General features: G+C 64.6%; 20 protein-coding genes and 2 pseudogenes. 11 read left to right on the forward strand and 11 right to left on the reverse strand.

What is annotated here, in order from left to right:
* Window positions 1-59: 59 nt before the first annotated feature.
* Together B1790_RS18770 and B1790_RS18775 are read right to left on the reverse strand one after the other, a co-directional pair.
* Entirely contained in the window at window positions 60-842 is a 783-nt protein-coding gene (locus B1790_RS18770; RefSeq protein WP_233165193.1) for an SDR family NAD(P)-dependent oxidoreductase, read from the reverse strand.
* Between the two features lie 57 nt (window positions 843-899).
* Complete coding sequence (locus B1790_RS18775) at window positions 900-1,979, reverse strand: LLM class flavin-dependent oxidoreductase (protein ID WP_079924809.1); 1,080 nt, start codon at window positions 1,977-1,979, stop codon at window positions 900-902.
* A gap of 441 nt (window positions 1,980-2,420) precedes the next feature.
* On the opposite strand from B1790_RS18775, the gene B1790_RS18780 reads away from it, so the two are divergent.
* Window positions 2,421-3,935 carry an APC family permease gene (locus B1790_RS18780; RefSeq protein ID WP_079924766.1) on the forward strand — a complete coding sequence of 505 codons (1,515 nt, stop codon included), beginning with the start codon at window positions 2,421-2,423 and terminating at the stop codon, window positions 3,933-3,935.
* A 43-nt stretch (window positions 3,936-3,978) separates the two neighbouring features.
* On the opposite strand, the gene B1790_RS18785 is transcribed toward B1790_RS18780, so the two are convergent.
* Window positions 3,979-4,638 carry a TetR/AcrR family transcriptional regulator gene (locus tag B1790_RS18785; RefSeq protein ID WP_233165197.1) on the reverse strand — a complete coding sequence of 220 codons (660 nt, stop codon included), beginning with the start codon at window positions 4,636-4,638 and terminating at the stop codon, window positions 3,979-3,981.
* Between the two features lie 478 nt (window positions 4,639-5,116).
* Here B1790_RS18785 and B1790_RS18790 point away from each other — a divergent pair, with 478 nt between their 5' ends.
* Window positions 5,117-5,326: a hypothetical protein gene (locus B1790_RS18790; RefSeq protein WP_079924767.1), complete on the forward strand. Its 210-nt coding sequence runs from the start codon at window positions 5,117-5,119 to the stop codon at window positions 5,324-5,326.
* Between the two features lie 446 nt (window positions 5,327-5,772).
* On the opposite strand, the gene B1790_RS34715 is transcribed toward B1790_RS18790, so the two are convergent.
* Entirely contained in the window at window positions 5,773-5,949 is a 177-nt protein-coding gene (locus B1790_RS34715) for a hypothetical protein (RefSeq protein WP_158083841.1), read from the reverse strand.
* Window positions 5,950-6,427: 478 nt separating this feature from the next.
* Here B1790_RS34715 and B1790_RS18795 point away from each other — a divergent pair, with 478 nt between their 5' ends.
* The 3 genes and pseudogenes from B1790_RS18795 to B1790_RS35890 form a co-directional block, all read left to right on the forward strand.
* Complete coding sequence (locus tag B1790_RS18795; RefSeq protein WP_185934573.1) at window positions 6,428-6,862, forward strand: pyridoxamine 5'-phosphate oxidase family protein; 435 nt, start codon at window positions 6,428-6,430, stop codon at window positions 6,860-6,862.
* 453 nt (window positions 6,863-7,315) lie between these two features.
* Window positions 7,316-8,734, forward strand: a complete 1,419-nt coding sequence (locus tag B1790_RS18800) for an aminotransferase class V-fold PLP-dependent enzyme (protein WP_079924768.1) — start codon at window positions 7,316-7,318, stop codon at window positions 8,732-8,734.
* A 148-nt stretch (window positions 8,735-8,882) separates the two neighbouring features.
* A pseudogene (locus B1790_RS35890) lies at window positions 8,883-9,062 on the forward strand (helix-turn-helix domain-containing protein); the annotation flags it as partial.
* A 485-nt stretch (window positions 9,063-9,547) separates the two neighbouring features.
* Here the strand turns inward: B1790_RS35890 and B1790_RS35660 are convergent.
* Window positions 9,548-9,682 carry a hypothetical protein gene (locus tag B1790_RS35660; protein ID WP_255407283.1) on the reverse strand — a complete coding sequence of 45 codons (135 nt, stop codon included), beginning with the start codon at window positions 9,680-9,682 and terminating at the stop codon, window positions 9,548-9,550.
* 1,159 nt (window positions 9,683-10,841) lie between these two features.
* On the opposite strand from B1790_RS35660, the gene B1790_RS18810 reads away from it, so the two are divergent.
* Window positions 10,842-11,789, forward strand: coding sequence for a glycerophosphodiester phosphodiesterase family protein (locus B1790_RS18810; protein WP_079924811.1), 948 nt, complete (start codon window positions 10,842-10,844; stop codon window positions 11,787-11,789).
* Here B1790_RS18810 and B1790_RS18815 read toward each other — a convergent pair.
* On the reverse strand, window positions 11,777-12,334 hold the full coding sequence (locus B1790_RS18815; protein ID WP_079924769.1) for a hypothetical protein: 558 nt from the start codon (window positions 12,332-12,334) through the stop codon (window positions 11,777-11,779). The genes B1790_RS18810 and B1790_RS18815 overlap by 13 nt on opposite strands.
* A 133-nt stretch (window positions 12,335-12,467) precedes the next feature.
* Here B1790_RS18815 and B1790_RS35895 point away from each other — a divergent pair, with 133 nt between their 5' ends.
* A complete protein-coding gene (locus B1790_RS35895) occupies window positions 12,468-12,662 on the forward strand; it encodes a helix-turn-helix transcriptional regulator (protein ID WP_369832374.1) in 195 nt (64 codons plus the stop codon).
* A 325-nt stretch (window positions 12,663-12,987) separates the two neighbouring features.
* Here the strand turns inward: B1790_RS35895 and B1790_RS35900 are convergent.
* Window positions 12,988-13,782 (reverse strand): annotated as a pseudogene (locus tag B1790_RS35900) (glycosyltransferase 87 family protein); the annotation flags it as partial.
* Window positions 13,783-15,264: 1,482 nt separating this feature from the next.
* On the opposite strand from B1790_RS35900, the gene B1790_RS18830 reads away from it, so the two are divergent.
* Entirely contained in the window at window positions 15,265-16,809 is a 1,545-nt protein-coding gene (locus B1790_RS18830; protein WP_233165194.1) for a diguanylate cyclase, read from the forward strand.
* Window positions 16,810-16,850: 41 nt separating this feature from the next.
* Here B1790_RS18830 and B1790_RS18835 read toward each other — a convergent pair whose 3' ends face one another.
* Complete coding sequence (locus B1790_RS18835; protein WP_079924773.1) at window positions 16,851-17,612, reverse strand: IclR family transcriptional regulator; 762 nt, start codon at window positions 17,610-17,612, stop codon at window positions 16,851-16,853.
* A gap of 161 nt (window positions 17,613-17,773) precedes the next feature.
* Between B1790_RS18835 and B1790_RS18840 the strand changes: the two genes are divergently transcribed.
* The gene (locus tag B1790_RS18840; RefSeq protein WP_079924774.1) at window positions 17,774-19,051 is read left to right on the forward strand and encodes an aldolase/citrate lyase family protein; all 1,278 of its coding nucleotides are present in this window, start codon (window positions 17,774-17,776) and stop codon (window positions 19,049-19,051) included.
* Window positions 19,048-19,863, forward strand: coding sequence for a bifunctional allantoicase/(S)-ureidoglycine aminohydrolase (locus tag B1790_RS18845; protein ID WP_079924775.1), 816 nt, complete (start codon window positions 19,048-19,050; stop codon window positions 19,861-19,863). The genes B1790_RS18840 and B1790_RS18845 overlap by 4 nt, the downstream gene beginning before the upstream one ends.
* Window positions 19,864-19,872: 9 nt before the next feature.
* On the opposite strand, the gene B1790_RS18850 is transcribed toward B1790_RS18845, so the two are convergent.
* Window positions 19,873-20,595, reverse strand: coding sequence for an aspartate/glutamate racemase family protein (locus B1790_RS18850; protein WP_079924776.1), 723 nt, complete (start codon window positions 20,593-20,595; stop codon window positions 19,873-19,875).
* 11 nt (window positions 20,596-20,606) lie between these two features.
* Window positions 20,607-22,112, reverse strand: coding sequence for an NCS1 family nucleobase:cation symporter-1 (locus tag B1790_RS18855; RefSeq protein ID WP_079924777.1), 1,506 nt, complete (start codon window positions 22,110-22,112; stop codon window positions 20,607-20,609).
* A gap of 222 nt (window positions 22,113-22,334) precedes the next feature.
* Between B1790_RS18855 and allB the strand changes: the two genes are divergently transcribed.
* A complete protein-coding gene (allB, locus tag B1790_RS18860) occupies window positions 22,335-23,702 on the forward strand; it encodes an allantoinase AllB (protein WP_079924812.1) in 1,368 nt (455 codons plus the stop codon).
* Window positions 23,703-23,735: 33 nt separating this feature from the next.
* Here allB and B1790_RS18865 read toward each other — a convergent pair whose 3' ends face one another.
* Window positions 23,736-24,296 carry a dihydrofolate reductase family protein gene (locus B1790_RS18865; RefSeq protein ID WP_079924813.1) on the reverse strand — a complete coding sequence of 187 codons (561 nt, stop codon included), beginning with the start codon at window positions 24,294-24,296 and terminating at the stop codon, window positions 23,736-23,738.
* Window positions 24,297-24,438 lie beyond the last annotated feature (142 nt).

Genomic DNA, 24,438 nt, shown 5'->3' on the forward strand with positions numbered 1-24,438 from the left:
TGCGTTGCGCGACAAAGGACTCCTCGAATAATTCTCGGCCCCTGTGCATGTCAGCACGGTCACCGCCCCGCGAGCAGCCCGCCGTCGATGACGATCTCGGCACCGGACATGTACGACGAGCGATCCGAGGCGAGGAACACCACGACCTCGGAGACTTCTTCCGCCTTGGCGAACCGGCGTAGTGGAATCTGTTCGTGAATGGCCGCGGTGGCTCCGGCGGGTAGGCCGGCCATCTCCTCGTCGAGCATCGGCGTCTCGATGTAGCCGGGATGAATGCTGTTGCAGCGGATACCTTCAGGCCCATACGTGAACGCGATGGTCTTCGTCATCGTGGACACCGCACCCTTGGACGCGGTATATGCGAGGTAGCCGGTGCCGCCGACCAGTCCGAAGATCGACGACACGTTCACGATCGACGGCGCCGCGCTCTTGCGCAACAGCGCCAGAGCGGCCTTCGTGCCCAGGAACACTCCGGTCTGATTGACGGCGATGGTCCGGTTCCACGTCTCCTCGGTGGCGTCGTCGAGTCCGGCCATGTCGAGGATGCCCGCGTTGTTGACCAGTGCATCGATCCGGCCGTCGGAATCCGCAACGCCGGCGGTCAGGATCTGCCAGTCATCACCCTTCGTGACGTCCAGGTGATGGAAAACGACGTCGAGGCCGCGGTCCTGCAGTTCGGTGCAGTACTGGCTGCCCAATTCGTCGGCGATGTCGCCGAAGTGTACGCGGGCTCCTTCTTCTGCCAGGCGTCGGACGTGCGCGGCACCCATGCCCCGCGCACCTCCGGACACGACGATCACCTTGCCGTCGAGGAGCCGTCCAGTGGCGTTGGTCGATGTCAATCTGATCTCCGATCGTGAACTTCTCAGAAGTAACTTGGCTGGTTCGGCGCGAACTGGTTACGCCGAAAGGTGCGAAACCAGTTGTGCCACCTTGGTTCCGATGAGCTCGAAGCTGCGACGGTAGACCTCGGGATCGTTGGCATAGTCGTGTCCGAAGGACACCAGCGTGCCGAAGCCACCGACCTCGTCGTAGAGCGCCTCGATCTTTTCGGCGACGGTCTGCGGAGAGCCGACGATGTGGAAGTTGTCGACCATCCACGCGGCGCCGATCTCTTCCTTGGGAATGGTTCCACCAGAGATGAGGTCACCAATGCCGAGCTTGATGAAGGTGGGCACGTTGTAGTTGGCCCACAGATCACCCATGGCGCCGTTGAGGTAGGCGTCGCGCGCCTCCTCGTCGGTATCCGCCACCAGAACGTCGCGGCAAATGCGCCAGTTCGCCCGGTCTGGCTCGAAGCCTGCCGCCGACGCCGCCTCGGCGTAGGTGGCCCAGTGCGCGGTCAACACGCTCTGGTGCACCTGTTGGCTCATGGGGAAGTAACCGCGCTGGCCCGCGGTGGTCAGGGTGGGCGACGTCGCCTGCATCCCGGTCATGATGACCGGGATGCGATCTTGCCTGGGTTTGAGATGCGGCCCGTGGATGTCATCGCTGTAGGCGGGCATGTCGACGGTCCAGAACTCACCCTCGATGCGGAAGGGACCTTCCTTGGTCCAGATGGCGTCGATGATGTCCATGGCCTCGATCATCATCTGGGGATTCTTCTTACCAGTGTTGAACAGTTGGGCGTCGCTTGGGAACGCGCCGGGCGCGAAGCCGGCGATGTAGCGGCCGCCGGTCATGTGGTCGAGCCACATGGTTCGGTGGGCCAGCGAGATCGGGTTGTGGTACGCGAGCAGGTGCGCCGCGGCGCCGAGCTTGATGCGCGAGGTGATCTGCGACGCGGCGGCGATCATGGCGTCAGGTGCCGGGCTTGGCTCGCCGCCGAGGGTGTAGTGCTCGGCGAAATACGCTTCTTCCCAGCCGAATTCATCCGCCCACTTGGTCAACGTGAGATCCCAGTCGATGACCTGTTTGGCCGTGCGGTGGCCGTGCGAATAGTCGCGCGAGTAGGGGATGTTGAAGAGGCCGAACTTCATGGTGGTTCTCTTTCGGTTGTTGTCGCGCCGGTTTTCGATGGCGACAGAGCGCGTGAAGAGCGCTGCTGTGCAACCGATTTCGGCACGAAGAATGAGCCAGTGTCGACAGACGATGACTTTGAACATTTGTTCAGATTGCGATGTCAGGTCAAGCTATCGGCGAGCCGCGTTCGTGTCAAGGGTGGGCCGAGTGTCCAGATGGAGTAGCGCATTTGGAGCGAATGAGCTGCGGCGAGGCGTGTCGCACCGCTTGCCATCCATCTGTTGACAGGCCCCGCAGTCGGGGTTACGGTGACGCAACTTCCATCTTTCAACAAATGTTCAATATCCGACAATCCGTCGCAGACTACGGTCGGGCGCACGGATGGGAGTGTCCGCCAACGGCATAGACGCCGCGTGGCCGATCATGCTTCTCCGTAGTTCTGTGGAAGGAATCGCCCGATGTCAGAGTCAGTCGTTCCGCCGCCGTCGGCGACGCAAGGTGACACCCAACAGCCCGAGACGTTCAAGCGGTCGATCGGCCTCGTCTCCAACTTCTCACTGGGGTTCACGTATCTCTCGCCCGGCGCCGGGGTGTTGTCGATATTCGCGCTCGGACTCGCTACCGCGGGACCCCCTTCCATCTGGTGGTTCCCAATCGTGGCGGCCGGCCAACTTCTGGTCGCGCTGGTCTTCGGAGAAGTGGTGTCTCAGTATCCAATCACCGGCGGAATCTACCCGTGGGCCAGGCGGCTGTGGGGCCGACGATATGCCTGGATGGCGGCGTGGATCTACATGGCCGCACTGGCGGTGACGATCACCGCCCTCGTGCAGTTCGCCATTCCGTTCCTGGCCAACCTGTTCCGGATAGAACTGACACCGGGCAGTGGGCTCGCAATAGGACTCGGTCTCCTGGCGGTGGCCTTCCTGCTCAACAGCACCGGAACGAAGACACTGGCCATGGTCGCTCGCATCGGGTTCTACTGCGAACTGATCGGAGTCGTGGCGCTCGGCCTCTACCTGCTGCTGTTCCAACGGAAGAACTCCTTCGGAGTGCTCTTCGACTCCATGGGCATCGCCGCGGACAGTTCCTACCTGTGGGCGTTCATGCTCGCCGCGTTGGTCGGGTTGTGGCAGTTCTACGGCTTCGAGGCGTGTGGCGACGTCGCCGAAGAGGTGAAGAATCCCGAACGACGCATACCGCTGGCGATGATTCTGACGATCGTCGTGGGCCTGGTCGCCGCGTTCATCGCCTACGCCGGATTCCTCTTGGCAGCACCGAATCTCGCGGACATCGTGGCAGGCAATGTCGCCGACCCCATTCCCGAGATCGTGCGGGGCAGCACCGGCGACCTAGGGATGAACTTGCTCCTAGTCGTCGCAGCGACGATCTTCCTCTCCGCGGCGTTGTCGCAGCAAGCCGCGCTGAGTCGACTGCTGTTCAGCTTCGCCCGCGACGGCATGCTCCCCGGCAGTCGCTGGCTGTCCAAGCTGCACGAAGAAGTGGGCGGCAGCGGCGCCGTCCCGCGCAACGCCATGGTCGTGGCATGTATCGCACCCATGCTCATCACGGTTTGGCTCTATTTCAAGCCCGACAGCGTGGTTGCGGTGACGGCATTCGCCGTGCTGGGCATCTACGTGTGCTTCCAAATGGTTGTGCTCGCCGCCCTGCGGCAGCGGATCAAGGGATGGCGTCCCGCCGGACCATGGACGCTGGGCCCCTTCGGATTGGTGATCAACGTGCTGGCCCTGATCTACGGCGTTGCGGCAATGGTTCTGCTGGCGGTGCCGGGGGATCCGAGCCTGGGCTTCGTAGACCGGTGGATCGTACTGATCGGCCTTGCCGTAGTGCTGGTGCTCGGAGGCGGGTACATGCTGATCGCTCGCCCCTCCGGAAGCTCGGATGCGCCGGAAGGTGACGCGATCGAGGTCGCCGACCGGATCAGGCGGGCGTCGGAGCCAACCGTGGCCGAGTAATCACGGTGGTCAACTGACCCGCCTCGAAACCTGCCGTCGCGACTCACTGAGCCGCGACGGCAGCCGGCGTTCTACGCCGAGACGAACGCGCAGTGCCCACAACGCTTTTGGGTGCGGACTCGTCGGCAGGCAGCTGTGGATAGTGACGGTCCTCGTCCAGCCGGATGATGGCAAGGATCACCTTGCGGAGTTCCTCCGGCGGCAGGGAGGAATCGCCGAGGATCCGCTGCATGACGGCGCCGTCCCACATCGCTTCCAAAGCCGTTGCGGTGAAGGGTGAGCAGAACCGTTCGACCCCGGACTTCGCCCGCTTGGACCACTTGCGAACCAGTCGTCGATACGACTTGTCCCGTCCGCCTTCGGCGTACAGCTCCCACATCAGGATTGCACTCTCGGTGTCTTCGGAGAGACCGTCGATCAGACGCAACACGGCGTCGGCGAGGTCGTCATCGTCATGCGCGACCGAGAAGCTCGCTTCGTATCGCGCAGACACCTTGTCCACATAACTTGAGAACGCATCCAGCCGAAGGTCATTCAAGTCGGCATAGTGATAGTTCACGGTTCCCAAGGAGACTTTCGCGACCGCGCAGACCCGCCGATGCGTAACGCTCTTCACCCCAGTCTCGGTGATCACCTGCAGCGCAGCATTCATCAGTGCGACCCGCGTCGGTTCGGAGCGGTTGGATGAACTCTTGGCCTTCATCAGGCGCACTACCTCTTCGTAGGGTTGCACGGCAGTGACAAAGCATGTCGCTGTGAGGTCCCACTATACGGAGGGCAGGAGGACGGCTTCGCCTTTGTCGGCCCGGACGATTTGGCGCGTTAATTCCGCGTTCAGGAATACAGCGGCACCGACGACCGGTCCCGACAGCTGGCTCGCCTGATCGTTCAATCCGGTAGCTTTGCTTTTAGCCGCGCGTCACCGGGAGAAGAGCGGGATTACGACGTACCTCACTGGATGACGGTCGTATCAGGGATGGTCGTATTCTCCGGCAAGGTACTTGATGGGCCACGTACTCCCGAGTGTTATGGCTAGCTGGTAGGTCGATTTTGCAGTGGACATCCATTCAAAGTGGTGGCTAGCGGCGACGACAACACCCGCCGAAGCGAGCAGTCTATAAAACGTAAAACGTCCCGTCGGAACCACTTACAGACGTTCCGGCCTCGCAGAGGAGAAGATCATGAAGCTTGGACATGTCGTATCAGCAGTTATCGCAGGCTCGGCAGTGGCGGCAATCGGTTTCGCGCCGATCGCCTTGGCCGACAGCACCGTGCAGAGCCCGGGCAATACCCAAATCGTCGTCACCCCTGGGCAGTCCGCGGCGAACGCCGCCAATCTGCAGCAGCCGTTCGGCGGTGACTCGGTCGCGTTGTTGTTCCACAACCACTGACATTCATCATGAGTTCCACGAGTAGGCGCAGTCCCTGCGCCGCCCTCCAGCGGGCGGGCAGGGGTGCGCTAAGCCGCTCGGCCGCGCAATTCGGATTCGGTGCGTGGCGGCGCCATCCCGTGGTTGCGCACTCCAGTGATGCGATCGCGCGTCTGGCACCGGTGTGTGGTCACCTCGATAGGGGTGCGGCCGCCACGGGCGGCGTCAGCAGCAGGGGACAAATTCGCACGACATGCGAAGGACACACGTGTTTAGTGGTAGCCCGCCAGATTCGATCCGCCATAATCTCCGCCTAAACGCGGCTGGAATGTACGACCCTGCGCGGATCGTGCTGAGCCGTGAGTGCAGGGCGCCAGCACATTCGATGTCCCTCCGTCAGGCGTCGAGCGCCCCGCGGCATCGGCGTCAGTTATGCGATGAGGTCTCGGGTTGGGGGTCGATGATGTTCAGCATCGAGTACCGGGTGTGTTCGTGAGCATCGACGCGATCTTGATTCGCTGTCCCGTCGGCATCTGCTCCGGGTTGAGCAGTAGTCGCAAGCCGCCGTTGATGAAGGCGGGAAGCACTTCGGCGAAGTCGGGCGCGCACAGTTGATGTTCTCGTCGCCGCACAGAAGCGCGCAAGCGGCGCGAGCCTGCACCGTAGGGATGGCGGGCGAAAAGTCCTGCGCGGCAGCCGAAATGATGATAGGAGCGGTGGCTGACAGGTAGGCAAGCGATGATTCATCTGATGCGATAGGCAGTGGTTGACCTGGTAATCCGTCATATTCGTCTCCGCCGTGATCTCCGCCTAGACCGGTTGGAATGTACGACCAGGCGCCGATCGCGCCGAGCTGTAAGTGCAGGGCCGCGCCAGCACACCTCGATGTCCCTCCGTCACGCGTCGCGCCGATTGGCCGGGGTTTGCTGCTGACGGCGTACAGGGGAGTGACGGTAGGGGAGCCGCGGAAAATGTTGTCCAGTGCGGCGTTACGGGCTATCAGCCGACGAAGATCGTCGGCCAATTGTCAGCTCGCCGGAACGGTCCGCGGTGGGCCGGTGTATTTCGACTGCCGCGCCTGAGGTCGGGAATCGCGTCGGGGGACACGAGGTTGGTCAGATTATGTCGAAAATGACCAGCACGGAACGCGAGACTTACCTGGCCGATCTGCACGTTGGTGTCATTGCCGTCGAACGCCCTGATCGCGCGCCGTTGTCTGTACCGATCTGGTACGCCTACGAGCCTGGCGGCGAGGTTCTCGTCTCCAGCTTGGCGGGGTCGCTCAAAGCTCGCCTCATCACCGCTGCCGGCCGCTTCTCCATCACTGTTCAGGATGAGACCTTTCCGTACCGCTACGTCACTGCCGAGGGGTCGTTGACCTCCATCGAGACAGCCGACGACGCCACCATGAGCGCGATCGCCGTTCGCTATCTCGGGGAGGAGGGGGGCAACGCGTTCACGGAGTCGTTCGCCAGGGACCATCCTGACGTTGAGTCGCTTTTGTTCCGAATGCGACCCGAGCACTGGCTCAGCGTCGACTACTCCAAGGAGTCCTAATTGCGGTGTGGCGCGTTCGTGGTGATGATGTGTCCGGTCTCGGTGATGTCGTCATTGTTCGCGGCGAGGTTGTCCTCTAATGGCCCTCAGACCGGTCGTGATGCGCTGGACTAGGTACCGCCGGCGACCACCGTCGCAAAGGGACATCGCCCCGGGGCGAACGCGCCGACACCAGCTCATCCAAGCTCTAGCCGATGCTGGGGAATTGCTGGAGGGATTGTTATTGGGCCCAGCACCCGATCGGGTCGCGCGGGGTCGGGGCCTCCGAGACGGCTCCAAGGCCGCAACCGCCCTGCAATGGCCTGGCAGGCGGGTATCGGGCCCCACACAGCGCGAGGTGCATCGCGGCGCTGACGGCTCGCCCAGCCGGCTGGCGCACCGAGGGCAGCCGCGTCCGCAACGACCTTCGGCATCCATGTGCACGACACGAACTCGAGAACGAGGATAGGTTCAATGGATCAGCATTCTGCCCCGCTTGGAACCGACGACGTGTACGCGGCTCTGCCAAGGGCGTTGGAACTGGCGACCGAATACCTGCAAGGTCTGCCACACCGGCCGGTCGATGCGAGTACGAGCTACGACGAGGTCGTCGATGCACTGAGCGGGCCGTTGCCCGACCAAGGTACGAATGCGGTCGCGGTAGTCGAGCGGTTGGCCGCCACTCTCGGTCCGGCAACCATTGCGTGCGCCGGCCCTCGCTACTTCGGCCTCGTCGTCGGGGGAACGCTACCCGCGGCGCTGGCTGCCGACTGGCTGGTGTCGACCTGGGACCAGACCGCGTACAGCCGGATGTCGTCGCCGGCCGGCGCTGCGATCGATGCCGTCACCGAGCGCTGGGTTCTCGACGCTCTCGGGTTGCCCACGCGCGCGGCCGTCGGGTTCGTCACCGGAGGCACAGCGGGAAACGTCGTTGGGTTGCTTTCCGCGCGGCACGTTCTCTTAGCGCGGCAAGGTTGGGACGTTGAGGCCGACGGGCTCGCCCAGGCGCCCCGTGTTCGCGTACTCGTGGGCGACGAGGTCCATCCCTCCGTACTGCAGGCGTTGCAGATGATCGGTCTTGGATCGCGCCGCGTCGAGCGCGTGGCGGTCGACGCACAAGGAGCGATGAGAGCCGACGCGCTCGCCGCCGCGCTCGCCGCCGACTCCGACCCCGCCATCGTGTGCGCGCAGGTCGGCAACGTGAACTCCGGAGCGTGCGACCCAATGTCAGAGATCGTCGCGGCGACCCATGAGTACGGCGGCTGGGTTCACGTCGACGGCGCCTTTGGACTATGGGCTAGCGCATCGCCGCGACTGTCGGCACTCGTTCGAGGTGTCGAGCTGGCCGATTCCTGGTCGACCGACGCACACAAGTGGCTCAACGTCCCCTACGACTGCGGCCTGGCCATAGTCGCCGATCCCCAAGCTGCCCGCTCCGCGCTAGGCGCCAACACCAGCTATCTGCCCACGAGTGCCGAGCGCGAACCCGGCGTCCTCGTGCCCGAGATGTCCCGGCGTGCACGCGCGGTACCCGTCTACGCAGCGTTCGCATCGCTGGGCAGGCAGGGGTTGCGACAACTGATCGAACGCTGCTGCGAGCATGCCCGCCGCCTGGCCGAGACGATGCAAGCCACCGACGGCTTTTCCGTATGCAACGACGTGGTGCTCAACCAGGTCCTGATCCGTGCAGACGACAGCGACGAGCGCACCTGGCGTGTGGCAGAACTCGTGCGCCGCAGCGGAGAGGCGTGGGTCGCGGGAACCGAATGGCACGGTCGAGCGGCGATACGCGTGTCCTTCTCCAACTGGACGACAGCAGACGACGACGTCGACCGTCTCGCTGAAGCGCTGCGGCAATCGCTGGCGGCGGCGCGTGAGGCTCAGCCGGAGTAAGGCCAAGGCTGCGGCTTCGCCGCGCCGCATGGCTGACGTGGCCCAGTGCATTTCCGCTGCCACCTGTCAGCTCCGGTTGAATTGTGAGCGGCCTGTTCCGGGGTGGTTTCTAGGGACGGTCGCAACACTTCTCTAAATTCTGGAGGTTGTGTTGACATCGTCGCGTCGGGTGAAGAAGGGGCAGGGGCGTCGTCCGCAGTCGGCCAAGCGTCAGCGTTTCATGGAGCTACGGGCTCGCGGGTGGAGTGTGCGTGCTGCGGCCCGCGAAGTGGGTGTCTCCCGCTCCTCGGGCACCAACTGGGCGCGCGGTTCACGAACGCCTCGGCAACTGATGACGATCAGCGTTGAACAAGCCCGCGCCGACCAGCCGGTGATCCCTACGATGGGTGCCACGGTCGAGAACCCGCCATCAGCTCAAAAGTGAACCCGCAAGCAGTCCGCTTGACGGTTCCGGCGGATCCCGTTGCATTGGTGGGGGATAGGCCCGTATTGACGATCCGCGGATCGCGCTGCGTCGTTTGGCATCGGCGAAGACGCCTCGCGGTCGACGTCATCGTTCAGCCGGGCGGACAACACTTGTCCAACTCGGTTGTGACTGCGGATCGCATTCTGGTTGATTTGGTGCGCTACGGATTCATGCAAACACTTTGAAGCGGATCGCTCGCTGATTTGGACGAATCTGAACGACGTGCCCGCGCAATTCGGCGCTGTCGGTTACGACTGTTCAAAGAAACGTTGCACAACAGTGCTTTTCACGCGAAAGAGCGGTGACCGGGTGCGGGGTCATCGCTCTTTCGCGTGGATCACGTGCTGCTAGACGCAGAAGGGGCCGAGGCAGAAGCCGCCGTTGGGCTCCCAGCCACCGTTCCAGCCGCCGGGGACAGGACCGCCGTCCGGGCCCGTTGTTCCAGCCGCCGCCGCGACCGTGGTCACCGTTCCAGCCGCCATGGTCGCCGTGGTCTGTGGCCCAGCTGGCCGGCACCGAGCCGCCGTGCCCCGGGCCGGTGCCCGCGTTGGCGACGCCGGTGCTGACGACGAAGGCGCCCGCCGCGAGGCCACCCGCAACTGCCACACCGGCCAGAATCCGCTTAGCGTTCATGATCGATCATGTCCTTCCTGGTACCAAACGGTGGTCAACCGGAATTCGGTGATCGCCGTAGCCATCGGGTTGGGTTTGTCCCGATCGGTCCCTACCTACAACCAACGACCCACCGGTTATATTGCTTAGCTATGTAAGTACGAGCTGTGGAATATCGACAGCGTCGGGAGGGCGAGTCGACGAGCGCCCATGAGGGGTGTATTCCGTCCCTCGCCAACACTGTGTCCGTCCGCCTCGTTCCCAAAGCTGGGAAGTCCTGGGATGGAAGGGAAGTGGGACGACTCGAACTGCGAATCTGCAGCGGGGTGTCGGGCGCTGGGGCCGTCCACCCTCGACAGGAAGCTCGCGGTCTCCAACGGGTAAGCGGCGATTCATCAGGGTTGATTCATCCAATGAGACGGTGACGTTTACTGGATAACTGTCGTATCAAACTTCGGTCGTATTCCTCTGTCGATAGGCACGGCTGGGCGGGGGAGAACTGACATTCCACCAGTTCGGGGGAGTTCAGCGATGAACCGCTGCAAGGCGAGGGCGGAACCAACGACGTCGTTCACGGTGGGTGCGCGCAGCAGTCCCGCGTTCAATTGCAGTAGTCCCCGCCCCAGGACTCATTGCATTAGCACCGCGCACCGCTCGACGCAACCATCTCACGCATACGAATCGCGAAAACCCCTCTGAGACGGGAGGATCCAGCTGCGGCACGTTCGGCGTCGGCGTTCGTCGTCCAGGTGACTAAAATGCCGAGGCGGCGACGCCATTGGTCCGCCTTGAAGTCGTGCGTCGGCGAGCGCACCCGCCCGTCACCGGCCACCATGGCGTGCGCACGCCGACGACCATTACTCCTTGGAGTTGCGCAACACCCACCAAGTTCACGGAATCGACACCGCCGCGTCGACTGCTGATGCTAAGTCTGGACGCGTGTCCATCAACCGATCGCGCCCGCGGCGTCACCTGTCCGCTCTGATCGTCGCCGTCGCTCTGATCGCTTGTTTCCCCGGTTCTCCAGCCATGGCCGACCCCAACTCGTCATTCGACCTGCAGGCGCATCGGGGTGGCCGCGGCGAGACCACCGAGGAGTCACTGCGCGCCTTCAGCAAGGCCCTCGAGCTTGGTGTCGACACTCTCGAGATGGACATCGTGCTGTCCCGCGACGGCCAGCCGATGGTCTGGCACGACCCGGTCATCCAGGCCGACAAGTGCGCGGACACCGCTTCGGCGTTTCCGGGTGACCCGCAGTTCCCCTACGTGGGGAAGTTGGTCAAGGATCTGACCGCCGCGCAGTTGGCCACCCTGGACTGCGGCAAGTTGCTCCCCGGGTTTCCCGACGCCGAGGCGGTGGCTGGCAACAAGATCGCCACGCTGCCGCAGGTCTTCGCCCTCGCGGACTCTTATCGCGCGCCGGTGCGCTACAACATCGAGACCAAGGTGGAGGCTGCCGAACCGGAGAAGTCAGCGGCTCCAGCGCAATTCGTCGAGGTGATCTTGGCGGCGGTGCGGTCGGCAGGCAAGACAGACAAGGTGGAGATCCAAAGCTTCGACTGGCGCACGCTGCCGATGGTTCGGGCGGCCGAGCCGTCCATCCCGCTGGTCGCGCTTTGGGACGACACCACCTTCGTTCCCGGGTCGCCGTGGTTGAACGGAATCGATCCTGCGATCGTGCCCGACCCGATCGCGGCCGCCGCGATGGTCGGCGCGACGATCGTGTCGCCCGGGTATTCGGTGCCGCCGGGGCAGAAAGCCTCCGATCCCGGGTTCCGCCTGGTGGCCGACAGCGACTTCGTCAAGCGGGCGCATACCCGCGGCATGCGGGTCGTCCCGTGGACCATTGACGACCCCGGCGCGATGCGGGCCCAGATCGAGGCCGGCGCCGACGGCATCATCACGGATTACCCGAGCCGACTGCGGCAGGTGATGGCCGCCCAGGGCCTGCCCCTGCCGCCGTCCTACCGCCGCTGAATCCTGCACCGCGCCAACACTGCCCGCAGCAATGGTGCGGATTGCTCGACGCCACCGGTGACGACGACGGGCGCGGTCGGCCAGCGCTGTGCAGCAGCCTTCGTCTGCTGGAGGCGATCGATCAAGATGTCGTTCATCGACACGTCCCCATCCAGCGCGTAGCCGAGCGTGACGATGCCGAGGCCCGGCTCCGAAAGCGCGGGTAGAGCATCCGTGAGCAGGGTCGAGACCTTCTGATCGATCGTGGCGAACATCGTCCGGAGTCGGTCGGCGCGCGCAGGATCAAGCGCGCGCACCTGGTTCACGTAGTCGTTGGCACCGGTCTGGCGGCCCAAGTAGCGCGACCACCCCGCTAGATATGACTGTGCGTCAACGTCATTGAGCGCGGTGTCGAGCGCTGTCCTGTGCAGCGCAATCGCAGCATCGACGTCTTTGCGGGCAATCTGCGCTGAGGCCGCGCTGAACGTTTCGGCGGTTCGTCGCCCAGCCACGAACCCGAGGTCGGGCGCGTGATCACAGGTGGGCGTACGAACGATCACCACCACAGCAGCGAGATGTGGGCCAGGCAGTGCGAGACGAGATACGAGACGGCGTGACTTCGGATCGCCGGCAGCGGACGGGGGCGTGCGCGCCGAACTCGCGCGGACCAACGTCGGCAGGGGACCGAAGGTCGACCTGATGCCGACTGAGCGACGGGTGGCGGAACTGGCCGCCGACGGACTGAGCGACCAAGACATCGCCGAAGCGACGCATATCTGCGTCAGGACCGTCGAGGCGAACCTGTGCCGCGTGTGTCGCAAGGTCGGCGCCCGCTCGCGCGTCGAACACGGTCGACGGATGGATCAGCGCCCACCGAGTGATGCGGCCCCCTAGCGAACCAGATGGTCGCGCTGGCCACGGCGACCAGCAGGGCGGGATGGGTGGCGACGACGAGGACCCGGTCCAGCCGGGACATCTCCCCGACCGCGGCGCCCATCGCCGCGGCGTGGTTCGGGTAGTCCGTTTGCAGCTCTTGGGCTTTGCGGAACACCCAGGCGGTGAACCACATGAACACCACCAGATACGTCGCGCCGACGCCGACCGCCCAGGCGACGCGCACGCGACCACGGGCGCGGGCGGTCCGATCCAGCGCCCAGGCCAGCAGCGGCACGGACCACACCCAGTGGTGACCCCACGCCAGGGGCGGGACGGCGCAAGAGAGCAGGCCGGCAATGGTGACGGCCAGTAGACGTTCACCTCGTCGTTCGGCACGTTGGACGGCGATCAGGGCGAGCAGGCTGATGAGCACGACACCCGCCAGCCACCATGCGATGGGCATCTGACCGGGGGACGCCACCGTGGCGACGATCCCCCCGACGGAGTAGTTGCCGACGTGGGTCAGTGGCCCGATGCGATCGGTCTGAAAGGCGGCGTGCAGCCAGTAGGCGGTCGAATCGCTCGGGAGGATCAGCCAGCCGAGCGCCACGGTGAGCGCGGCGGTGCCGGCCGCAGCGGCCGCTGCCCGCCACTGCCGGGTCACCAAGAGGTAGGGGATGAACACGACCGCCGTCAGCTTGATCCCAGCTGCGACGCCGACTGACCACCCCCGGAGCTTAGACTCGTTGGCACGGGTCAAATCCCATGTCACGATCGCCATTAGGATCAGGTTTACCTGACCCTGCCACAGGGTTCCCCGAACCGCCTGGACATCGAGCGCCACGAGCGCCAGCGCCACACTGAGTAGGAGCAGGCGTGGCTCGGGCCGCCAGCCGAGGGTGGTGGCGCACCGCCAGATCGTCGCGACGAGCCCGGTGAACGACACCAGCAGCCACAGTGCCTTCGCGACCGCGGAGTTCAGCAGCGCCAGTGGGACGAAGGACATGGCCGCGAACGGCGGGTAGGTGAACCAGCCGCCGGGCGGCAGCTTCGCGGCGTAGAGCGGATGGCCGTGCAGCACCTGCAGCGCACCGTGGCGGTAGATCTCGAGATCCCCGCCGTTGGTGAACAAGCCCATCCGGGGGCCGGCGAGGAACGGCACCAAGGCCTGGTGGACTCCCACGGCGACCACCGCCGCCAGGCCGGCCACGGCGACGGCCGTCCACGACACCGTGCGGCGGTCATCGGGGTGGTTGATCAAGCCCGTCCTTCGTTGGGCGCTCTAGGTGGTCGTGCAGGTCCATTAGACACTGACGCCGGTTGGCCGTACGTGGACATCATGCGTTGCCAATGACCTTGCCTGGTTTGGGGTTCACCGATGATCGGAGCGCTCACAGTCTCGACGCCGTCGTTGAGTTCGTCGTCGATGCAATCAACGGGTGGGCGCAGGAGGATGCGGTCACGCTGCTACGTCAGACCACCCCAAAAGAGTTCTGATCGAGCGGCTTTCCTGGCGTTTAGGCGCGAGCGTTCCTGCGGCGGACGCAGAGGAACGGTCCGCAACTCACATTATGGACAATGACAATTACGAAATAAGTCAGATGTAAGCTCCGTCGTTTCAAGGATAACGACGTTTGTTCAGGAACTGAAGAGTGTTGCGAGGCTGCGCTTATAACGTAACGGTGCCGGTGGGGGAGAACCGTCACCATGACGAATAGGAGGCCCGCCTTACCGGCAGCCAACCCTAGCGCCGCGGTGAACGAGCTGCCGATCGAACCCTGGCAGACATTGGTTGCACGGCCTGATGCAACGACTTGCCCTTAATCCTGGCCATCGAGTCGGGGCGCCAAAGGAGGCGGCACGTCTCGCCGGACGGTGCGACTCGCACCAATGCCGTTGCGTGCGGCCGGTTTTGCGCCGAGGAAGGGCGATATCCGAAGCGGATGCACTTGCATCTCATGAATAACCAGTACTAGGTGACATAATGTCGCTTATCGGCACGAAACCACCCCGAGTTGGTTCGTCAGATGCAAGTGTCCGGTCCGGAACTAGTCGAGAGTAATCGCGGAAAACCTGAGAGCTGTACGACTTCTCGCCCTACGTTCCAGAACCATCTGACAGCGCCACCCCGCCCAGGTCTCCACCCACGTGTTGTGACCTGCGGCGGCCCCGTGGCTACTGCGCCGGCCTTCCGAATCCGCGATGGCTCAGAAGTGTCGGACTATCCGTAACTACCTGAGGGTGCCGGACGCCCAGAGGCCCCCCTCGGCGATCGTCGATGTGTGCCGGCCACACCGCGTCAATTCGTCACTGTGACGAAATCGGTTGTGCCACCTAGGGTCTCGTTGCTTCCGTTGGGTTGGATTCAGACCGGCCGCGCCCCCGGAGTGTGTCAGGAGGCGTCGACGAGATCGGATGCGTCGTCGAGCAGTCCCATTTGGCACGACAAAGACCAGGTGCCCTCAGTGGGCCCCTCGGCCGGTCATGGCCGATCGAAACTGCGCGACAACTTACTCGGCAGTATGATCGTTTGCCGGTACGCGGGAGTGTGCGGGCGCGGCAACGCCGGCACGTTCGTTTTCACAGGGGGTAGAGAATCGACATCACGGCTACACAACCCGTGCTCGTAGCCATGCTGACCATCTCCGAGGCCGTATCGCGGGCGAACTACTTCGACGAGGTCCTCGAGGTGATCGCCGAGCAAGCCCTCGTTGCCGTCGGCGCCTCGTCGCTGTCGATCAGTCGGTGGGAGGACGATCACGGTTCCTTGCGCGCGCTGATCAACGTCGGCGAGCTCACCCCGAACGAACAACGGTGGCCCGACGACGAACGCTACTTCTTCCTCGATACCGACCCCCAGGTCACGGCACTGCTCAAGCACGGCCATCCCTACGCGAACGCCATCGACGACGAGGATTCTCCCGCTGCAGCGCGGCGCCTGTTGCGCGATTGGGGCAAGGAGAGCGAGCTGGCGGTCCCGGTGATGTGTGGTGACACCGTGTGGGGTGAGATATGGGCGTCGGGTACCGACGGTCGCAGGTTCGACCACGGCGATGCCCAAGTGCTGCAGGCGATTGCGGCACAGACCGCGATCGCCATCGACCGGTCGGAGCTCTTCAGCACCATCTGGGCCTACGCCTACGCAGATCCACTCACCGGGATACCGAACCGCCGCGCGATCGATGAGCGCCTCGCCGACGTCGACTGGGACGGGTCGTCGGTCGTCGCGTTGATGTGCGATCTGGACGGCTTCAAGAAGGTCAACGACCGTGACGGGCATCCGGCGGGCGACGAACTCCTGCGACGCGTGGGCTCGACCCTGGTCGCCTTGGTCGAGGCGGTCGGTGACGAAGCCATGGCGGCGCGGATGGGTGGCGACGAGTTCTGCGTGTTGTTGTTCGGGGCGAGCGTCGAGGACGCTCAACGGTTCGCCGAGGACGCCACTCGCGCGCTACGCGACGTCCTCGACCCCGTCGTCAGTGTGTCCTGGGGCGCGGCGTCGGCAAGTGCGGTCCTCCGCAACGGACAGGACCTCCTCTCGGCAGCAGATGACGCATTGATGGAGTCGAAGCGCCAAGGCTCGGCCCGGTTCAGTGCCACGGTCTGCACCCAACCGGTTCCTGGCGGATTCGAGCGCCGACAGGTGATCGAGGAGGGCCGGGAGGGCGAGCGACTGACCGAGATCGTGGTGAACTATCTCAAGATCAACGCGCAGACATCGACGATCGAAGCGTTGGAAATGCTTGCGACACAGGTGCAACAGGCCTTCGACTGTGCAGCGTGGGCGCTCTCCATCGTCTCCATCGACGGTCTCTCCGTGTACACCCCGCGCAAGGTCGACAGCATCTACAGCCCGGGCTCGGGGTTGACCGTACTGACCGACCTCGGGCTGTGGGGTGCCGACCTGATCGACTATCCCGCCACGGCCCGTGCGATCGCGGACCAGTCGACATTCGTTGCCGCGGTGGGTGACCCGGATTCAGACGACGCCGAGACCGCCCTTCTGCGCGAGCTGGGATATCGCGCAGTCCTCGGGTTGGGCGTTCACTCGGTGGATCGCCAGTACCTTGTGGAGTTCTACGATCATCACGACCCCCAGAAGCTCGCCACCATCGCTCCGCTGGTCCAGGTACTGGCCACCTACTGTGTGTCGCGAACGTCGTAGCTCGGGACTCAGGGAGCTTCCGGCCCGGGTTGCCACGACGGCTACTCCCCTCTCGCCCCGATCAACGCTTCAGACATCACGCTGGTTGCCTTCTTCAGCGCGGGAACGGCGCGAGCGATCAAATCCTTGTTGAAGTGACTCGAGGCGCCGGAGATGCCGATCGCCATCGGAGTCGGAGCGCCCGGAACCGCCATCGCGACGGAGCGAACACCGATTTCGAACTCCTCGTCGCCGATCGCATAGCCCTCGGCACGGACGCGCTCGACGTTCGCGAACACCGCAGAAAGCGTCGACGCGCTCTTCTGGGTCGGTGCCGGAAGTCCGGACTGCGTAACCAATTTCAGAATGCGTGCATCATCCAGTTCGCCCAACACGGCCTTGCCCACACCGGTCGTGTGCAGACCGACGCGCTTGCCGACTTCGTTGTTCGCCCGCGTCAGCTTCGACGGCAGCACCTGCCCGGTGTAGATCACCATGTCACCGTCGAGCACCGCGAGACTCGCCGTCTCCGACAGTTCGTCGACCAACGACTGCAGTACCGGACCGGCGACCGCGCCCAGTTGGCGGTTCGCGACTTCGCCAAGCCGAATCAACCTGGGCCCCAAGGCGTATCGGCGATTGGGTAGTTGACGTACATAACCAAGTCCGACCAGTGTGCGCAAGAGACGGTGGATCGTCGGTGGCGGTAGTGGAGACTCCGCCGACAACTCGGTCAGTGAGCACTCCCCTCCCGCACGTCCGATCAGTTCCATCAACTCGAACGCGCGCTCCACCGACTGCACGCCGCCCATCTTCTCCGCCATGCGATCCACTTCCGGCCGACGATTGTCGTTCCATCCAACACGCTCAACAATAGTTCCGCAATATGGAACTATTGCCTCGATTGGGCAATACGTACCGCGGGCGTAGTGGCTCGTCCGCTAAACTCCACAATGTGGAATTAGGTCTCACGAAAGGGGTACCTGTGACACGACGCCTTGACGATGCGGTGCTGGCCGACGTCGACCGACGCCTCGCGGTCGCCGACGCCGCACTGGCGACCCAGTACCCCGGCGACGACGGCCGTCGGCAGCCGGTCCACACCGTCTACGTCCCGGGCAACCGGTACACGGCGACGATGCCCGCCGACTGGGGATTCGCCGCCCTCGCCGCCGCGACGGACGCAGGCGGACTCGACGCAGTGGCCGCACTCGTCGGCGCGAGCAGCGGCACCGACTGCGAACCCGAGACCCTCGCAGCCCTCGTCGAGAACAAGCTGACCACCGAGCCAATCGAAGACCTCCGCATCGACTTCGAGGACGGCTACGGCAGCTTCGACGACGCGACCGAGGACGCCGACGTCGAACAGGCCATCGCCGCACTGCGGATCGCACTCGACGCGGGCGGCTCGACGCCGTTCGTCGGCACCCGCTTCAAGTGCTTCGAAGCCGGCACCCGGGCGCGCGGACTGCGCACGCTCGACATGTTCGTCAGCGGACTCGTCGCCTCCGGCGGCCTGCCCGACGGCCTCACCCTCACCCTTCCCAAGGTGACGTCCGTCGACCAGGTCGAGGCGATGGTCACGGTCGCGAGCGCCCTTGAAGGCGCGAACGCACTGCCGGCCGGCCGCATCCGCTTCGAAGTGCAGGTCGAAACACCGCAGGCGATCCTCGGCGCCGACGGCCGCGCAGCCGTCGCCCAGTTCATCCACGCCGGCCAGGGCCGCGTCAGCTCCCTCCACTACGGGGCCTACGACTACTCGGCGTCCCTCGGCATCGCCGCCGCCTACCAGTCGATGGAACATCCGGCGGCGGACCACGCCAAGAACGTCATGCAACTCGCCGTCGCGGGTACCGGCGTGCACATGTCCGACGGCTCGACCAACATCCTCCCGGTCGGCGACCCCGACAACGTCGCCATGGCGTGGAAACTGCACGCGCGCCTCGTCCGGCGACACCTGGAACGCGGCATCTATCAGGGCTGGGACATGCACCCCGCCCAACTCGTCACCCGATACCTGGCGACCTACGCGTTCTACCGTGGCGCCTTCGCGCCCGCTGCGACGCGCCTGCGCACTTACGTCCAGCAGCTCGACTCGACCATCATGGACGAGCCGGCCACCGCCCGTGCCCTCGCCAACGTGATCCATCGTGGCAGCGTGTGCGGTGCACTGACCGTCGACGAGATCGAGTCAGCCACCGATCTCGCCATGTCCACCGTGCGCGACCTCGCGCTCGGCCGCACCACCAGGAGCACTCAGTGACCACTGCGTCGTACTACACGCCCCGCGGCGGCCTGCCCCCGCAGACCGATCTGCTGACCGACCGCGCCATCGTCACCGAGGCCTACACGGTGATCCCGCGCGGCGTCCTCTCCGACATCGTCACCTCGGTGCTCCCGGAATGGACCGATACGCGGGCTTGGATCGTCAACCGGCCCGTCGCCGGTGGTGCGACGACGTATTACCAGGCGATCGTCGAGGTCAAGCCGGGCGGCGGTGCGCGGCGACCGGAGCCGCAACCCGAGGTGCAGAGCTTCCTGTTCGTCACGTCCGGTGCGCTCACCGTCGACGCGGCGGGCCAGTCGCAGACCCTTGCCGAGGGCGGCTTCGCCCATCTTCCGGCTGGCACCGATTGGTCGGCCCACAACAACGGCGACGGCGACGCGACGTTCGTCTGGATCCGCAAGCGCTATGAGGCCATCGAGGGCCACACGGTGTCGGTCAAGTTCGGCAACGAGCAGGACATCGAGCCGTCAGCCATGCCAGAGACCGACGGCAAATGGCGTACGACGCGCATGCTCGACCCGCAGGATTTGGCGTACGACATGCACGTCAACATCGTGACGTTCGAGCCCGGCGGGACCATTCCGTTCGCCGAGACCCACGTGATGGAACACGGGCTCCTGATGCTCGAAGGCAAGGCGGTCTACCACCTCAACGGAGACTGGGTAGAGGTGCAGGCAGGCGACTTCCTCTCGCTGCGCGCCTTCTGCCCGCAGGCGTGCTACGCGGGCGGGCCGTCGAACTTCCGCTACCTGCTGTACAAGGACGTCAACCGGCAGATCATGCTCTAAGACGTTGGGCTACAACTGGAATGGCCACCCGATGACCGTCTTCTTGCGTGGAGTCGCGTAGGTACGGACCTTCGACGTGGACAGGCCCATCCGGACCAGACCCTCGGCGATGGTGACCGCCGCGCGGACTCCGTCGACGATCGGGACGCCCGTCGCGGCCGTCACCTTCTCCTCGAGTTCGGCCATGCCGCCGCAGCCGAGGCAGATCACCTCGGCGTGATCGTTCTCGACTGCCTCTCGCGCCTGGCGGACGATGGCCTCGACCGCCCGGTCCGGATCCGACTCGAGTTCGAGCACACCGAGGCCGGATGCCCGCACCGACGCGCATCGTGCGTCGAGTCCCGCGAGCTTGAGACGGTCTTCGATCAGCGGGACGGTGCGGTCGAGCGTGGTGACCACCGAATACTTGTGGCCGAGATACATCGCCGTCGACGCCGCCGCCTCGGTGATGTCGACCACCGGGACGTCGAGCAACTCCTGCAGACCTTCCCGACCGTGCTCGCCGTAGCCGGCCTGGATGACGGCGTCGAACGGTTCGGAGTACGAGGTGATCGCGTCCATCACGGCGATTGCCGCGAGATAGCTCTCGAAGTTGCCTTCGCACGAGTCCGCACCGAATCGTGGTGTGATGCCGACGATCTCGGTGCCCGGCGACGCGACACCGCGCGCCGACTCGGCGATCGCATCGGTCATCGAGGCGGTCGTGTTGACGTTGGCGACAAGGATTCTCATGGCGGTCCCTACTAGTGTGTGCTCGCCACGGCGATGGGCTCGCCGGAGACGTCGTTGAACGGTCCTCGGCGGTCCGCGACCAGCAAGTACACGATCGCACCCAGTCCGGCGCCGATGAACCAGGAGAACTCCGAAACGACCTTGAACGCCGGAACGAACGCCATCAGGAGTGCCGCTACCGCCGTGATGACGAGGGCGACCACCGCGCGCCCGTTGACGCCGTTCGCGTAATGGTATTCGCCGCGTTCATCCGTCGTGAACAGGGCCGGAACGTTGATGTTGGAACGACGCACCAGCCAGTAGTCGGCCATGATGATGCCGAACAGTGGACCGAGAATGGCACCCAGTCCACCGAGGAAGTAGTTGATGACCGCCGGCGAGTTGTACAGGTTCCACGGCAGGATCACCAGGCCGATGACGGCCGAGATGAACGCTGCGCGACGGAAGTTCAGTTGCTTCGGGAACAAGTTGTTGAGCGCATAGATGGGGGCGACGAAGTTCGCCATCAGATTCACCGCGACGGTCAGGATCAGCAGCGCCAGCGCCGCGAGTACCAGCAGCAAGGTGTTCGGCACCTCCTGGACGATGTCGGCGGGCGCTTCGATGATGCGTCCGTCGATGCGGAACTGAGCGCCGGCCAGAGTGATGACGATGGCGCCAAACACCAGCATGTTAAGCGGAATGCCCCAGAAGTTGCCCTTCACGATGGCTCGCTTCGACGTCGCGTTGCGGGTGAAGTCGCAGAAGTTGAGGACGAATGTGCCGTAGATCGCGACCCACAGGCTGGCGCCGCCGATGATCTGAAGCCACATGTCGACGCCGGTCAGCGAGTCGGGCGTCGTCCACGCGATGGTCCAGTCGGCTTTGCTGAGCATCCAGATTGCGAGCGCGATCATCGTGAACAGGATGACCGGACCGGCGAATGCCTCGTATCTGCGGATCATCTCCATGCCGTAGCTGACGATGATCACCTGGATTACCCAGAGGGCGACGAACGAGATCCAGCCGAGCGTCGACAACCCGAGGAAGCTGTTCGAGTCGAGGGTCTCCGCCGACGGCGCGAGCGCGATGATCAGGATGCGGAGCACCACCGACGCGAGGTAGGTCTGGATGCCGAACCAGGCGATCGCGATGGCGCCGCGGATGAGGGCGGGGATCTGCGCACCGCGGGTACCGAACGAAATGCGGCTCATCACCGGGAAGGGGACGCCGGTCTTCTCCCCCATGAACCCGGACAGGCTCAGCAGCAAGAACAGGAAGACGCCGCCGAGGCCGAGCGCCAGCAGGATTTGCCACCCACCGAGGCCGAGGGCGAACAGCCCAATGGCGAATGAGTAGTTGCCCAGGCTGTGTACGTCGTTCGCCCACAGGGTGAAGATGTTGTACGCGCTCCACCGTCGGCCTTCGCGCTTCGTGGGTGCGAGTTCGGGGTTGTACAAGGAGGGACTCACCTCGGCGAACGGGGTCGCCTGGTTACTACCGGAATCGCCGATGAGACCGGTGGACTCTGTGCTCATGGATACGCCTGTCACGGTCGGAGCGCCGACGCTCAGCGCCGCCGCAAATATTCCACTCTGCGGAAGTTGTGTTCCACAGATTCCACCAGTAAGTCGTATTAAGACGGTGACTGTCAAGGATTTCGCGTGATTGACTGTGTCTGCGCTCACATCTAGAGTCGCCCGAGGAGTGGAACGAAATTTCCACCATGAGGAATTACTCATAGTGACGGAGTGCTGCCGATGACCACCGACGCCCACGAGCGGTCGAGCCAACCCGACTTCGACCTGGTGGTCCGCGGCGAACGCATGCTGACGACGGCGGGAATCGTCGCCCGCGAGATCGGCATCCGTGACGGGCGCGTCGTCGCGATCGAGCCGCTGGGCAGCGGCCTCACCGGAGCGGAGCTCGTCGAACTCAGCGACGAGCAGGTGATGATTCCCGGCTTGGTCGACACGCACGTGCACGTCAACGAGCCGGGCCGCACCGAGTGGGAGGGCTTCGACTCAGCTACCCGAGCGGCGGCGGCCGGCGGTGTGACCACGCTGATCGACATGCCGCTCAACTCGATTCCTCCGACCGTCAACGTCGACGCACTCAACGCCAAGCGCGCGGCCGCAGCGGGCAAGACACACGTCGACGTCGGGTTCTGGGGCGGCGCGATCCCCGGCAACACCGACGATCTGCGCGGTCTGCACGACGACGGAGTGTTCGGCTTCAAGTGCTTCCTGCTGCACTCCGGCGTCGACGAGTTCCCGCATCTCGACGCCGACGAGATGGAAAAGGACATGGCCGTGCTGGCCGGCTTCGACTCCATGATGATCGTGCACGCCGAGGACTCCCGCGCCATCGACCATGCCCCCTCGGCCGAGGGTGACCGGTACGAGCGCTTCCTGGCGTCGCGGCCGCGCGGCGCCGAGAACGTGGCGATCGCCGAGGTCATCGAGCGCGCTCGGTGGACCGGTGCCCGTGCGCACATTCTGCACCTGTCGTCGTCGGACGCGCTGCCGATGATCGCGACTGCCAAGCGCGACGGCGTCAGGATCTCGGTCGAGACGTGTCCGCACTACCTGACGCTCCTCGCCGAGGAGATCCCCAACGGCGCGACCGCGTTCAAGTGCTGTCCGCCGATCCGCGAGGCGTCGAATCGGGAACTGTTGTGGCAGGGCCTGCTCGACGGCACGATCGACTGCATCGTCTCCGACCACTCACCGTCGACGGTTGACCTGAAGGACGTCGAGAACGGCGACTTCGGCGTTGCGTGGGGCGGTGTCGCGTCGCTGCAGCTCGGCCTGTCGTTGATCTGGACCGAGGCCAAGCGTCGCGGCGTGAAGCTCACGCAGGTGCTCGAGTGGATGGCGGCCAAGCCGGCCGCGCTCGCCGGGTTGAACACCAAGGGCAAGATCGCCCTCGGTTACGACGCCGACTTCGCGATCTTCGAGCCCGAGTCCGCGCAGGTCGTCGACGTGCACAAGCTGCACCACAAGAACCCGATCAGCCCGTACGACGGGCGTGCCCTTGCCGGTGTCGTGACCAGTACCTGGTTGCGCGGCAGGAAGATTGACTTCAAGACCCCGCAGGGCCGGATGCTGCGGCGCGGCGGCGTGTAGCCTCCACGGGTCCCCGAGTTTCGCCGGATCGGGTCACCTCGCCTCGTAGCGGAGCAGGACCGTGCCGCCAGGAAAGGTGCGATTCTCCAACAGTCGCAACGTGATCCACGACGGCAGTGTCGGAAAGAACGGTGTCCCGCCACCTACGGCGATGGGTGCGACCACGATCCGAAACTCGTCGACCAATCCGGCCTGCACGATCGGTGCCGCTAGTGTCGCGCCGGCCACCTCCAGCGTGCCGTCGGTTTCGGCTTTCAGCTTTCGCACCACCTCGACCGGATCCCCGCGCTCCAGCCGGGAGTTCCAGTCGACGGCGTCCAGGGTGCGCGAGAACACGACCTTGGGCATGTCGCGCCAGATCTGCGCGAAGTCGACGATCAGAGGACCGGCGTCCGGAGCCTCGTCGGCGGTCGGCCAGTACGCCGACATCAGTTCGTAGAGTCGCCGCCCGTAGAACGACAGGGCGGTCTCGCGCTCGAAGTCGTTCCAGTACTGGTGGAGTTCCTCGCTCGGATCGGACCAGTCGATGCTGCCTTGCGCGTCGGCGATGTACCCGTCCACTGACACGGTGAAGCCATAGATGAGTTTTCCCACGCAGTTCAGACTGCGTCCGAGCGCCAAACTCATCGCGACGACGTGTCATCGGATCGCGTCTCGGCAAGGCGCTACAGATCGGTGCCGACGCGGGTGTGAACACCGCGGAGTAGGACGTCTCCGAGCCTCTCGCCGGCAGTCC

The sequence above is a fragment of the Mycobacterium sp. AT1 genome, assembly GCF_002043095.1.
Classification (GTDB): Bacteria; Actinomycetota; Actinomycetes; order Mycobacteriales; family Mycobacteriaceae; genus Mycobacterium.